The sequence below is a fragment of the Arcicella rigui genome (assembly GCF_034929435.1).
Lineage (GTDB): Bacteria > Bacteroidota > Bacteroidia > Cytophagales > Spirosomataceae > Arcicella > Arcicella rigui.
Window position 1 is genome coordinate 102,575 of record NZ_JAYFUM010000003.1, and the last position, 13,132, is coordinate 115,706.

Genomic DNA, 13,132 nt, shown 5'->3' on the forward strand with positions numbered 1-13,132 from the left:
GTTTTAGATTTCAATTAAATCATTTATACTTTTAGTAACTTCTCTGTATTTAGTTATAGAGATTTTTCCTAAAGTATAAAGTATTAAACTTTTATCAGCAGTGAACAATCTGTTGGGTCTAATGTTTGAGCTTAATGCAAGTGAACCACTTACTAAATCTTTGTTTTCGAGAGAAATAGCATAATTATCTTTAGTATTCTTACTTGTGATTTGACAAAGAATAATATCATCTCCCTGCAAGTTTGCTAATACCAAAGCAGGTCTTCTTTTAGAAGATGATAAATCAGAAAAAGGGAAGGGGAGAACAACAATTTCTCCTTTTACAAATGTTGCCATGCACTTTCTTCTTCAGGGTTGAGCCATTCTTTTGCTAAAATACTTTCAGTGGCAAAGTGTGTCTGAATTGTTTCTTTTTCCATTACTTCTTTTTGAAGGATTTTAACCAAATCTGCTTGTTCTTTCTTTGGTAATTGTTTAACAATTTCAGCTATCTGCTGAAATGTAAGTGGGATGTTAAAATTCAAAATTGCTTCCATTGGCTTATTATGATATTGCTATCTTAAGGTTTAGCTAATATACAAAACATAGAGTTTCTATTCAAACAATTATTTTTATAGAGTCGCTTGAGATTTATGTTAAAACGCAATTCCTGTAGTTTAAATACTCATATTCTCTAAAAAAGCTCGTAATTTGCCAACAAATTCTAAATTACTTGATGCGAAAATATTCTATTATTATTCCTGTTTATAATCGTCCCGACGAAGTGGAGGAATTGCTCCAATGCCTTGTACAACAAACATATACTTGTTTTGAAGTAGTCATTATTGAAGATGGTTCTGTAACCAAATGCGAGGATGTAGTGAATACGTTTAAAGAAAAATTAGCTATTCATTATTATTTCCAACAAAATACTGGACAAGGCTTTGCCAGAAATGCAGGATTTCAAAAAGCTACTGGAGATTATTTCATTATCCTTGACTCGGATGCTTTGATTGAAAATAATTATCTTGAAATTGTTGAAAATCAATTAAATACTCAATTCTTAGATCTTTACGGCGGGCCAGACCGTGACCATCCTAATTTTTCGCCCATTCAAAAAGCCATTAGTTACTCTATGACTTCGGTGTTTACTACGGGTGGCATTCGTGGAAGTAAAAAGAACTTAGGAGGTACTTTCCATCCACGAAGTTTTAACATGGGACTTTCCAGAGAAGTATATGAAAAAACCAAAGGATTTATCATTACTCGTATGGGCGAAGACATTGAGTTCAGTATCAGAGCTATTTCTTTGGGTTTTAAATCTGGTTTAATTCCAGACGCTTTTATCTATCACAAACGCAGAACCAGTTTTGTACAGTTTTATCGTCAGCTTAGATTTTTCGGTAAAGCTCGTATCAATATCAGTCGTTACTTTCCTAAAGAATTAAAATTGGTGCATACTTTTCCAATGATTTTTACTTTGGGATGCTTTTCAATTCCTCTCTGGTATTTGGTGTTTACGCCTTTTTTTTACTTGGCAATCGTTTTATTAGGAATTTACGTCTTGTTGAATTTTGTAGATTCAAGTATTAAAAATAAAAGTATTCAAGTCGGACTACTGAGTATCGTCGCTGTTTTTGTTCAGTTGATTGGCTATGGAATTGGTTTTATCACCGAAGGTTGGAAAAAACTTTTTGAAGAAAAAGGTTTTAAGCAGACTGGAGAAAAGATAGAATATCCGTCTTAAAGTGGCGAATTGTGAGTGATGAATGTTGAGTTTCGTTAATAAACATAAAGTCCAGATTGAATCTCAATCTGGACTTTATGTTTACTCATTGCTCAAAACTCAAAGCTAATAGCTACTAAAAATATTTCGCAGCAGCTAAGTAATTTTTTACATAATCACTTACACCATCTTCTAATGAAGTAAAAGGTTTGTCGTAGCCAATAGATTTTAATTTCGACATATTGGCTTCTGTAAAGTATTGGTATTTGTCTCTAATATCTTCTGGAGTATCAATGAATGAAATGTTTTCTTCAACCGCTAAAGCTTTGAAGGTATTTTTTACCAAGTCTAAGAAAGTACGAGCTTTGCCTGAACCTAAGTTATAAATACCTGAATTTCTGCGGTGGTGCATCAAGAAAATACAAACTTCCACAACGTCTTTCACGTAAACGAAATCACGCATTTGTTCGCCATCCTTAAAATCTGGATTATGCGAGCGGAAAAGCTTCATTCCACCAGTATTTTTAATTTGGTTGAAAGTATGCCAAATCACTGAAGCCATTCTTCCTTTGTGAAATTCATTCGGCCCGTAAACATTAAAGAATTTCAAACCTGCCCAAAAGAAAGGTTGTTCTTCTTGTTTTAATGCCCAAATGTCAAAATCATTTTTTGATTCACCATAAGGATTCAATGGTTTCAACTGCGAAATCAACGACTCGTTGTCATCATAGCCCAATTCTCCCAAACCATAAGTAGCCGCCGAAGAAGCATAGACCAATGGAATTTGGTAATCGTGACATTTCTTCCAGATTTTTTTAGAATAATTTAGATTCAACTTATTGAAAATATCAACGTTGAATTCAGCCGTGTCGGTTCTGGCACCGATGTGAAAACAGAATTCAATTTCTTGATAATTGGCATCAAGCCACTCAAAGAAATTTTCTCTGTCAACCCGCTCTTGAATTTTTTTGCCATCAAGATTTTTATTTTTCTGTTCATCAGAAAAATCATCAACAGCGATGATGTAATTGAAATTGTCCTGATTCAAACGTTGAATCAAGCAACTTCCAATAAATCCTGCGGCACCTGTAACAATAATCATAGAAGGGCAATTATTAAATTGTATTTATACGTGTTAGGTTGAATTTAAAAACTATCAAAATTAAAATTAAGTTTTCATTAAAACTATACACTGATTTTGGAAAAAATATAAATTTTCCAAGAATTGTCTGAGTTTTTTACTTTTAAAATCAATATGTTTAATGTTTTTGTTCAAAATAAGTAAGTAAAAACCTCTATATTTTAAAATTGAATTTAATCAGGATGCTACCTAAATCTGCTTTTTATTTTTTTTGAGAATAAAATCATCGTAATTTTGTCGTTTAGTCATATTCATAGGTATTTATTGCTATTGTTTTCCCAATAATGCCTTCACTTGTAAACACTGAAAACAATGGTTTACGTAAGTCGTAAAGAACATTTTAATGCTGCACACAGATTATACAATCTGAACTGGACAGAAGAGAAAAACCGTGAAGTATTTGGCCCTTGTGCTAATGTCAACTGGCACGGTCATAATTTTGAATTAGTCGTAACAGTCAAAGGAAGACCCGATCCCGACACTGGTTTTGTGATTGATTTGAAAGTATTAGGAGATATTATTAAAAGAGAAGTCATCGAAAAAGTAGATCATAAAAACCTAAATCTTGACGTAGATTTTATGCAAGGAAAAATGGCGAGTTGTGAAATTTTTGTGATGGAAATCTGGAAAATACTTGCTCCGAAAATTTCAGAAGCTTCGGCTACTGCCAAATTACACAGCTTACTCTTATTAGAAACTCAGAAAAACTTTGTAGAGTATTTTGGAGAAGAATAAAAAATAATTTCGAGTTTCGGATTTCGGAGTACTTTTGAATAATCGTAAATCCGAAATCCCAAAACCGAAATCTTATGAAATATTATATTATCGCTGGTGAGCGTTCGGGTGATTTGCACGGCTCGAATTTGATTAAAGGAATACTAAAACAAGATAGTTCTGCCGAAATTAGAGCTTGGGGTGGCGACATGATGCAAGCCGCTGGAGCTGAAATCGTAAAACATTACAAAGACCTTGCCTTCATGGGCTTCTTTGAAGTCCTTCAAAATCTTCCTACCATTTTAGGTTTTTTGTCTTTTTGTAAAAAAGATATTCTTCAATTTCAACCCGATGTTGTTATTCTGATTGACTACGCAGGCTTTAATATGAGAGTAGCTAAGTTTGCCAAAACCAACGGTTTTAAAACTTTCTATTATATTTCGCCAAAAGTTTGGGCTTGGAATCAATCAAGAGCCTTGAATTTGAAAAAGTTTGTCGATAAACTATTCGTGATTTTTCCTTTTGAAAAAAGTTTTTTTAAAAAATACGATTACGAAGTAGATTATGTTGGAAATCCTTTGTTTGATGCCATCGCCGATTTTAAGCCAACCGAAAATTTTAGAAAAGTAGCACGCTTGGGACAAAAACCCATCATTGCTCTATTGCCGGGAAGTAGAAAACAAGAAGTAGAGCAAATGCTTGCCATGATGCTTTCGCAAGTATATGAATTCCCAGACTATCAGTTTGTTGTGGCGGCAGTTTCAAATTTACCACGTGAATTATATACTCGTTGGCAATCTATTTTTCCAATTAAAATTGTTTATGACGATGCCTACAATTTACTTTCGGTAGCCGATGCAGCTTTAGTTACTTCTGGAACGGCTACTTTAGAAACGGCTTTATTGAATGTACCTCAAGTAGTCTGTTATCGGACAAGCGGGATAACTTATCAAATTGTCAAACGACTCATTAGAGTACCGTATATTTCTTTAGTGAATTTAATTGCGGAGAAAAAAGTAGTAACCGAATTAATTCAAAATGATTTGACGAAAGAAAAACTTCAAATTGAATTATCAAAAATTACCCTTGATGCAACTGGCAGAAATGAACAATTAGAAGGCTATGCAGCAATCAGAGAAAAAATGGGAACAAAAGGAGCATCAGAAAAAGCAGGCTCGTTGATGGTAAATTATTTGAAAAATTAGAAAAACTCATACTCAAAAAAAAAGGTTTCACCCAAATGAAGCCTTTTTTTTTGAATATAAATCCTGATTAATACTTCAAGTAATTACTTACCCAAGTTTTTTTATCACCTCCAATTTTATTAAAATACTCAGCAATTTTTCTTAAATCTCCATGAGAATCATTACTGGTAAAAAAAGGTTCGCTGATGACAATTGCTTTGATGGCATAATCAAAACCAATCATGACCACAGGTACTTGTGAGTTTTTGGCAATAAAGTAAAAGCCCATTTTTAGTTTGTCCACATCTTTGCGTGTTCCTTCTGGGGCAATTACTAAGTGCAATTCTTCTTTTGAATTATACAAAGTAGTAACGGCTTTCACTACTTGGTTATTAGAAGAACGGTCAACAGGATAACCACCCAAAAAAGTAAATAACCAACCGAATGGCCCTTCAAACAATTCTTTTTTAGCAAGAAAACCCATTTTTACACCCATGGCTGCTCTTGCACCGATTCCGATAGGGAAGTCAACCGATTTTGCGTGTGGAGCAACGATGACAATACTTTTTTTGAGGTCTTTTGGAAACTCGCCGATAAGTTTCCATCCCGATATTTTGAATAAAAATTTGAATATGAAGTTCAACATTTCGATTTAAAATTAAGATTTTGAAATATGGCTAAGGATTCTTGCGGTGTAAACGGATATACAAATATCTATTATTTCGCCGAAAAATCAATTTGCATAAATGGATAAGGCGTAAAGCACAAAATGAAAATTACTAAGGTTAGCCAACCTAATAATTGTCTTTTGAAATCAAGTGGTTCGTCGATTTCTACTTCTGGGTGATAAATTCCTAAGAATCTACCAAGTAAGAAAATAAAAGGAAAAAAGCCCGAAAAACCGTGCATCGTAGCAATTTGTGGAATATAACTCAAGGCTAATTGTGCTACTACAACGCTTAAACTAAGTACCCAAGCGGTTACTTGGTTTTCTGAAATCCTTGAAAAACAGAGTCTTAGGAAGAATATATAGGCTAAAAGCCAAGAGAAAAAATCTGATTCACTTTGATAGTAGCCTGCCGTTCCAATATTCTTAATATCGGTAATGGTAAACATTCCGTAGCCTGCAAAAAAAGCAAAAGCAATAAAAATAATGGGAGAGATGAAATTGAAATTTTTCTTACCAATCAATCCGTACAAAATATGTCCTCCATCCAATTGCCCGATTGGGAATAAGTTCAAGGCAGTAAAAAACAAAGCTAAGTATCCTGCCCAAATGAGCGGATAGTGCATCATCTCAAAATTAGGTGGAACTAATGCAGGGTCGGCTACGTAAGTTTTGAAGAATTTAAACAGTAGATTATCTCCTAAAACCATTTGTCCATCCATAAATTTGGGGATACTTAAAATTTCAGTTGCATAATTTTTGCCAAATTGCTGATAGTCAGGATGTATAGTGAAAATATGTTCAAACGGAGGAAGATGAGTAAACCCATAATACAAAACTGCCAAAGCTACTACAAAACCTGCTAATGGCCCTGCAATGCCAATATCAAAATATTGTTTTCTGGAACGAGTAATGCCTTTGATACGAATCACAGCTCCCAAAGTTCCGATGCTGGTGGTTAAAGCACTCAGCCACATCGGAATATAGTAGGGGAGAGTCGTTTTGATTTTATAGTATCTGGCGGTGAAATAATGTCCAAATTCGTGACAAGTAAGAATTCCTAAAAATGGAATTGAGAATTGTAAGCCTTGCCAAAAGTCGTCTGGGAAATGTAGAAGATAAGGTTCTGGAACGAAGAAAAAAGCCTTAGCAGTAATGGCTTCTGCTCCTGCCAAGGTGGTTGTAATTAAGGTGACGATAAACAGAACTGCTTGAATAATTTCGGTTTTATATTTCATCTGCGAATAAGTCTAATATCGTAAACTCACGAGGAACAATTTGTTTTGTTTGTATGCCAATACTTGCTGCTCCTTCTAAATTTGCGACAAGGTCATCTAAGAATAAAGTTTCTGAGGCAACAAGATTAGCTTTTTTCAATACTTCTTCATAGATTTCAACATCAGGCTTGAGCATCCCCATTTCGTAAGAGAGGAAAACGTGATGAAAAATATCACTCAATTTTTTTACGCCAGTACAACGTTCTAAGATTCTTTCAACCTCCAAAATATGGATATTACTGGTGTTTGAAAGGATATAAGTATTATACTTTGAAGATAATTTCTTGATGAGTTCAATGCGAGCAGGCTCAATATCCATCAATAGACCACAAAAAGCGGTATCAATTTGCTCGTCTGTCGCATCAATTTGGAACTCATTACGGATAACGTCTCTGAATTCGCTATCCGTAAAAAGTCCTTTTTCGTACTTAGACCAAATTTGTTTTTCTTTCAAAATACGCTCGCCCTCTCTCCAATCAATCGTTTCAGAAATTGAGGCGAATGCTTTAAAAGTTCTTTCAAAATCAATGTCGATAATGACATTCCCTAAGTCGAAGATGATGTTTTTCATTAGTTATAAGCTCCCATTCCCGAAAACTTCTCAACTCTTTGGTTGATTCTTTCTTCTGGGCTAATTTGTTGAAGTTCTGCGATTGTATTAAGAATTACTTTTTTAACAGTCTGTGTTACCAAAGCATAATTCAGATGAGCTCCGCCAAGTGGTTCAGGAATGATACCATCTACCAAACCATTTTTCAACATATCGGTAGCAGTAAGTTTCAAGGCTTCGGCTGCTTGCTCTTTGAAGTCCCATGAACGCCACAAAATAGAAGAACAAGATTCTGGAGAAATTACAGAATACCAAGTATTTTCTAACATCAATACTCTATCGCCAATGGCAATTCCTAAAGCTCCACCTGATGCACCTTCACCAATGATGATACAAATAACAGGGACTTTTAGCATGAACATATCACGGATATTTCTGGCAATTGCTTCACCTTGTCCACGTTCTTCTGCTTCTAAGCCTGGAAATGCACCGGGAGTATCAATCAAAGTAACGATTGGTTTTCCGAATTTTTCGGCCATTTTCATCAAACGTAAAGCTTTACGGTAACCTTCTGGGTTAGGCATCCCGAAATTACGTAATTGACGTTGCTTGGTATTACGACCTTTTTGCTGACCGATAATCATTACGGTCTGTCCGTCAATTTTACCAAATCCGCCTACCATCGCTTTGTCGTCGGCAACATTTCTATCGCCATGAATTTCGATAAATTCTTCACAGATATTTTCGATGTAGTCGAGGGTATAAGGTCTTTCAGGATGACGAGAAAGCTGGACTCTTTGCCAACGAGTAAGATTTGTAAAAGTTTCTCTTTTGAGTTCTTCGATGTTGGCTTCCAATTGCGACGCCGCCAAAGAAACATCAACATTATTATCAATTGCTAATTTTTTCATTTCAGCTAATTTAGCTTCGAGTTCAGCAATGGGCTTTTCAAAATCTAATAAAGTACGCATATTTTTTTTTTACGGTTTTGTATAGTATCCGTTGGCTGTTTTTTGATTGGTAAATTTCGGAGGAATATTCTTAATTTCACCAAAATTCCGCACAAAATTAGAGAAATATCATCCTAACTCAAAAGACTGCCCAATTTTTTGACGATTCGCATAGCCTTTCTGGCTCTTAAAGAATGTATTCTTGTCCCATTTCTGGTACTTCAATGTTGTGGTATCCTTCGGTAGCTAATAGCTCTTTGAAGGTCATCATACTTTCTTCTTCACCATGAATTAAAAACACTTTTTTCAATTTTTCTGGCGATTGCTTTTTAACAAAATTGAGTAAATCTGCTTGGTCACCATGTCCCGAAAAAATATCAATTTTTTCTACATTTGCCAATACATTATATTCTACATCCTTGATTTTCAGTGTTTTTTGTCCATTCATCAATTTCCAGCCCAAAGTTCCTTCTGACGAATAACCCACCAATAAAATAGTACAATATACATTGTTGATATTAGCAGCAATGTGTTGTTCAACTCTACCACCCGAAATCATACCAGAAGCCGAAATGATGATACAAGGCTCGGCATAATTTGAAATGGCCTTACTTGATTTTTCAGTTTGGATATATTGTAAATTTTCAAAATCAAAAAGCGAATCATTTTCATCTTGAAAGTCTCTGGCTTCTTTATTTAACTGTTTTAAGTTCTTTTGATACACTTTTGTTGAAGCATAAGCCAAAGGACTATCACTAAATACTTTGATAGGCGTAAAGCCTCTTTCTGTATAAAGTCTGTTCAAAGTATAAAGTAAAGCCTGTGTTCTACCAATTGAAAATGCAGGAATAATCAGACGGCCCGGAATGTCGATACAAGTACGTTTAATAATATCAGCCAAAGCATCTTCTGGCGAGCTTTTATCTTCGTGCAGTCGTCCGCCATAAGTTGTTTCACAGAGTAAATAATCTACCGCTGGAATTTCAGTTGAAGGGTCTATATGAAGCGGATAATCTTTTCTTCCAATATCACCAGAAAAACAAATACTTTTCATTTGTCCTTCTTCCATCACTTCCACAATGATATGAGCTGCCCCAAGTAAATGTCCGGCAGGAATAAAAGTTACCCAAGCTGTATCTGAAACTTTGAATCTGCGATGAAACTGCAAGGTTACAAAATTCGCCATGGCATCTTCAACGTCTTTTTGTAAGTACAAATCACCCTTTACGAGTAATCTGTCCATCTTTTTTTTCTTTTTTCTACTATCTCCTTCGGCTTGTTTTACTTTTTTTAAGTTAAGATTTGCCGCATCATAAAGCAATAAACTCGTAAGGTCAGCAGTTGGCGAAGTACAAAGTACTTGCCCTTCATAACCTTCACGATATAGCATTGGAATATTGCCAGAATGGTCGATGTGTGCGTGCGTAAGAAGAACTAAATTTACCAAAGAGGCATCGAATGGAAAGAAGGCTTTATTCGTTGGAGGCAGTGAATAATCAATTTCTCTGCCCATATTTCTTCCACAATCTATTAGAATTTTAAATTCATCATCCAATTCAAGTAAATACATACTACCTGTCACCTGCCTCGTAGCTCCCCAAAAAGTTAATTTCATTCTTTGTTTTTATGTTTTAATTCTTGAATGTCAATCAGTGTAATCAATTACAAAGATACCAAAAAGCCTATCAAATAGCATGGATGAATTTTCTGAAAATATAAATCTTTCAATAAGTCTTTGTTTTCTTGTGAGTTATCCTCCAAAATTTTGTGTGATTCTGATAAATGGACTATTGGCATTTTTAAAGGGTTTTTTAGAAAACCTTCCCGAACAAGCCATTACTTTATAATTTTTGTTTAACAAATTGGCTCTGTGTGGCGGCGATTCCATCCAACTATCAACGATACTCTTCGCTAATTCACGATAACTCTGCATCGGCAAAGGTTTTCCTGATTCGCAGTCGATAAATTCAAAGTCGCCACCCCTTCGGTTGGGTTCATTATAACAAAACTCGTCGTTTTTTGTGTGAATGATGTCATTCTGTGCAAGGTTTTCTGCCAATTGTGTAAACTCGTTGGTCTGGCTAAAAACCCGGTTTGACAATTTTCTTTTTTGAGCATTGTAAGGATTTTCGTGACTATAAAAGTTTCGCTCAATCATCGCTTCTGAATGCTCTGAAACGATTTTATACAAAACTGGAGAAAAAGCGAGTGGAGGTAGGTGATACTTTTGTCGAAGCTGGTTACAGAGATGAAAAACCGTAGCATCTAATAATTGTGTATCTGGATCTCGGGCATCAATAGGTTGTTGGATAGCTGATGTTGCCAGAAACTCTTTGGCATTCATTTCAAAAGCTGAAAAGTCATTTTGAAAAAAATAGGGAAAAAGCCAAGCAAAAAGTGTGAGTAAGTACTTCATACGTTTTATGTTTTTTATCAAAAACGTATGAAGTACAACAATAGTTTATTTAGCAAAATCTGAGGCTAATTTATTTAAAGTCTCGTCAGAAGCCTTGCCAGAAGTAATTACGGTACGATAACGGAAAGTAACCGATTGCTTTGGAGCTAAAGTAAGATTCAATTCTTTTTTATCTTTACTGAATACTTTTTCGCCTAAAGGATTTGCTGCAAAAAGTCCATAACCACGTGCATGCCAGTAAGTTGGATAATTTACATTTTTAGGATGGTCGATGATGGCAATAGAAATATCTTCTTCTTTGATTTTTCCTCTTAAATTCACCCAAGTACCTCTTGTACTCCATACATTTTCGCCTTCGATACCTTCATTACTTCTATAATTGCCAGTAATCCCTGTATTGTCTAATTTATCAACTTTAGTTTCAATGCCATTGGCATCTACAAAAACATCAGGTTTGTCCGAGGGATGTTCTAATTCACGTGCTACTCGGATGGCAAAAAAACCATCTTTTACGTCTTTAAACACTACTTCTTTGTCTTGTGCTGTCAAAGTCGTAATTCTGTCAATAATACGTTGGTCGCCTTTTGAATGAAAAACGTAAGTAGTTTTTTCTTTCAACAATAAATCGCCTTTGCCATCTGTATCAATCCAATCGGCTGTTACAGATAACTGAGCTTTTCCGTATCCATTTTTACTTTCAGTAATCCCCGTGTGTTTTACAGTACCATATTTTGTACGGTCTTTGATGGCGGTTGAGTTATTCCAAAAATCAAAACCATTTACTGATTCATAATTAAGCCACATTCCTACGTGGTGTGGATGGTCAACTCTTTCACCCGAACGAGTAGCAAAAGGATAGCCACGAGTAATCGTTGTTCCTTTTGAAGTAACAATCGGAAACAAAACAGGTTTTTTCAGAATTTCATCGCTCGGATAAAAGTACGCTGTGAATGGTTTATTATCCACCAATACTTCTACTTTGTTCTCTTTGGCATTAGGTACTAAAGTAATATGGTCTTTTTTCTGAGCCATCATCAATTGACTACCTATTAAACAGCTACAAAGTATTAAAATCGTTTTTTTCATCGGTTTACAGATGGTTTTAGAATTTTGAAAATCATTTAGCCAAGAAAGCTTATTAATATTTAAAGAGCATAAGTAAGTTTTTTTACTGTACATCTTTATTAAAATATTTGAGCCTAAATGTCCTTTTTTTGAATCACCCAATTCAGCCAGTAGCAAACACCAGCTAAAATGATGATTTCTAAACTGTATTCTAATACAAATCTGAATTCTTTGAATTGCTCGAAACGTAAAAATGGTTTCCCAATTCTAAACCAAAGAGAAGGTTGAAACGAAGCAACAAACTGGATGAAAAAAGTAATGAAGACAAACTTTTTCTGTTTGATAAAATCAAAACAGAAAACCAAAGGCATTGAATAAATGAATAAATAATTGGCGTATGAACCAATTTGAATTAGCATCATTGTACCAAAAATAAGTATCCAAATGCTTGGAATATAGGTTTTCCAAGCGATTTCTTTCGTTCTTAGGCTTTGCCAAGTAGCAAAAGAAAGAATTAGGATAAGTCCAATCCAATTGAGAATTTTGGTGTTTTTGATAATGTCTAATTCAGCTACAAAAGGATGAACGAGCGACCAAAAGTTTGGCGACATCGGTTCTTGTGCCAAGCGAATAGGCATCAGAAATGAAAATCCACCGAAGTAAAACAAGAAAAGAAAAACAGGAATTCCCAAGCTTAGATTACCTAAAATAAATTTTACTTTATCATTTATTTTCAGGAAAATTAGTGGAATCAGTAACACAAAAAAGGCTTTTGTACAAAGTAAACCTAAAGCTGTAATGATTCCCAATACAAAATCTGAAGCTTTTTCTTGTGAAAAATACACAAACAAACAAGCAAAGCCCCACATCCAAATATCTTCTTGTCCGCCGATGACACAAAAGATAAGCGGTGCTGGTAATAGTAAATAAACAAGAACTTTGAAAACGTCCTTAGCTTTATTTTCTGAACGATAAGTTTTTAAACTTAACCAAAGTACGGCGATTTCTACCAAAACCATTAATAAAGTAATGGCTTCTGCACTGTCCCAAAAATAAAGTATTGTGCCTGTTATATAAGGAAAGAAAGGAGAGTACAGCGACTCGAAATCACGATAAACCAATTTGAAATGACTGGCTTCTTGTGCAGACCGCCAAAAAATATAAACATCCGACTGAGCCTTGTAGCCTAAAAGTAAATACACAATGGAGAAAGGAATGAGTCGAAATAAAATTACAAAAATCGTAAAAGCTTTCCCTTGTCCGATTTTATCAAATACTTTTTCGAGTTTTGGCTGAAATTGAAAGGACAAAAAAGCCATCAAGCAAAAAAAAGTAGAAATTAATATTTTAGCGTAAATAATTGAATAAGTATCGTTGCTCATCCTTTCAATGTTAGAATTTTGATAAAACCTTTCAAGCGAAGTTTTATCTAATCAAATTGGTGATAAAAAATGGAATATTAA

At 34.7% G+C, this 13,132-nt stretch carries 14 protein-coding genes; 3 read left to right on the plus strand and 11 right to left on the minus strand.

What is annotated here, in order from left to right; genetic code table 11:
• Nucleotides 1-3: 3 nt before the first annotated feature.
• Entirely contained in the window at nt 4-336 is a 333-nt protein-coding gene (locus tag VB248_RS02645; protein WP_323295182.1) for a type II toxin-antitoxin system PemK/MazF family toxin, read from the minus strand.
• On the minus strand, nt 321-536 hold the full coding sequence (locus tag VB248_RS02650; protein WP_323295183.1) for a hypothetical protein: 216 nt from the start codon (nt 534-536) through the stop codon (nt 321-323). Before VB248_RS02650 ends, VB248_RS02645 begins: the two co-directional genes overlap by 16 nt.
• A gap of 179 nt (nt 537-715) precedes the next feature.
• On the opposite strand from VB248_RS02650, the gene VB248_RS02655 reads away from it, so the two are divergent.
• The gene (locus tag VB248_RS02655; RefSeq protein ID WP_323295184.1) at nt 716-1,726 is read left to right on the plus strand and encodes a glycosyltransferase; all 1,011 of its coding nucleotides are present in this window, start codon (nt 716-718) and stop codon (nt 1,724-1,726) included.
• Between the two features lie 115 nt (nt 1,727-1,841).
• On the opposite strand, the gene rfaD is transcribed toward VB248_RS02655, so the two are convergent.
• Nucleotides 1,842-2,807, minus strand: a complete 966-nt coding sequence (rfaD, locus tag VB248_RS02660; protein ID WP_323295185.1) for an ADP-glyceromanno-heptose 6-epimerase — start codon at nt 2,805-2,807, stop codon at nt 1,842-1,844.
• 351 nt (nt 2,808-3,158) lie between these two features.
• On the opposite strand from rfaD, the gene VB248_RS02665 reads away from it, so the two are divergent.
• Both VB248_RS02665 and lpxB read left to right on the plus strand, forming a co-directional pair.
• Nucleotides 3,159-3,581: a 6-pyruvoyl trahydropterin synthase family protein gene (locus tag VB248_RS02665; protein WP_323295186.1), complete on the plus strand. Its 423-nt coding sequence runs from the start codon at nt 3,159-3,161 to the stop codon at nt 3,579-3,581.
• Nucleotides 3,582-3,655: 74 nt separating this feature from the next.
• A complete protein-coding gene (lpxB, locus tag VB248_RS02670; RefSeq protein WP_323295187.1) occupies nt 3,656-4,765 on the plus strand; it encodes a lipid-A-disaccharide synthase in 1,110 nt (369 codons plus the stop codon).
• A 67-nt stretch (nt 4,766-4,832) separates the two neighbouring features.
• On the opposite strand, the gene VB248_RS02675 is transcribed toward lpxB, so the two are convergent.
• The 8 genes from VB248_RS02675 to VB248_RS02710 form a co-directional block, all read right to left on the minus strand.
• Entirely contained in the window at nt 4,833-5,390 is a 558-nt protein-coding gene (locus VB248_RS02675; RefSeq protein WP_323295188.1) for a 1-acyl-sn-glycerol-3-phosphate acyltransferase, read from the minus strand.
• Between the two features lie 71 nt (nt 5,391-5,461).
• On the minus strand, nt 5,462-6,649 hold the full coding sequence (locus tag VB248_RS02680; protein ID WP_323295189.1) for a site-2 protease family protein: 1,188 nt from the start codon (nt 6,647-6,649) through the stop codon (nt 5,462-5,464).
• Nucleotides 6,639-7,259: an HAD family hydrolase gene (locus VB248_RS02685; RefSeq protein ID WP_323295190.1), complete on the minus strand. Its 621-nt coding sequence runs from the start codon at nt 7,257-7,259 to the stop codon at nt 6,639-6,641. Before VB248_RS02685 ends, VB248_RS02680 begins: the two co-directional genes overlap by 11 nt.
• Complete coding sequence (locus tag VB248_RS02690) at nt 7,259-8,209, minus strand: acetyl-CoA carboxylase carboxyltransferase subunit alpha (RefSeq protein ID WP_323295191.1); 951 nt, start codon at nt 8,207-8,209, stop codon at nt 7,259-7,261. The genes VB248_RS02685 and VB248_RS02690 overlap by 1 nt, the downstream gene beginning before the upstream one ends.
• 166 nt (nt 8,210-8,375) lie before the next feature.
• A complete protein-coding gene (locus VB248_RS02695) occupies nt 8,376-9,803 on the minus strand; it encodes an MBL fold metallo-hydrolase (RefSeq protein ID WP_323295192.1) in 1,428 nt (475 codons plus the stop codon).
• Nucleotides 9,804-9,938: 135 nt separating this feature from the next.
• Complete coding sequence (locus tag VB248_RS02700) at nt 9,939-10,604, minus strand: CAP domain-containing protein (RefSeq protein WP_323295193.1); 666 nt, start codon at nt 10,602-10,604, stop codon at nt 9,939-9,941.
• A gap of 45 nt (nt 10,605-10,649) precedes the next feature.
• Entirely contained in the window at nt 10,650-11,690 is a 1,041-nt protein-coding gene (locus tag VB248_RS02705) for a DUF6807 domain-containing protein (RefSeq protein WP_323295194.1), read from the minus strand.
• Between the two features lie 113 nt (nt 11,691-11,803).
• Nucleotides 11,804-13,051, minus strand: coding sequence for a hypothetical protein (locus tag VB248_RS02710; RefSeq protein WP_323295195.1), 1,248 nt, complete (start codon nt 13,049-13,051; stop codon nt 11,804-11,806).
• Between the last annotated feature and the right edge of the window lie 81 nt (nt 13,052-13,132).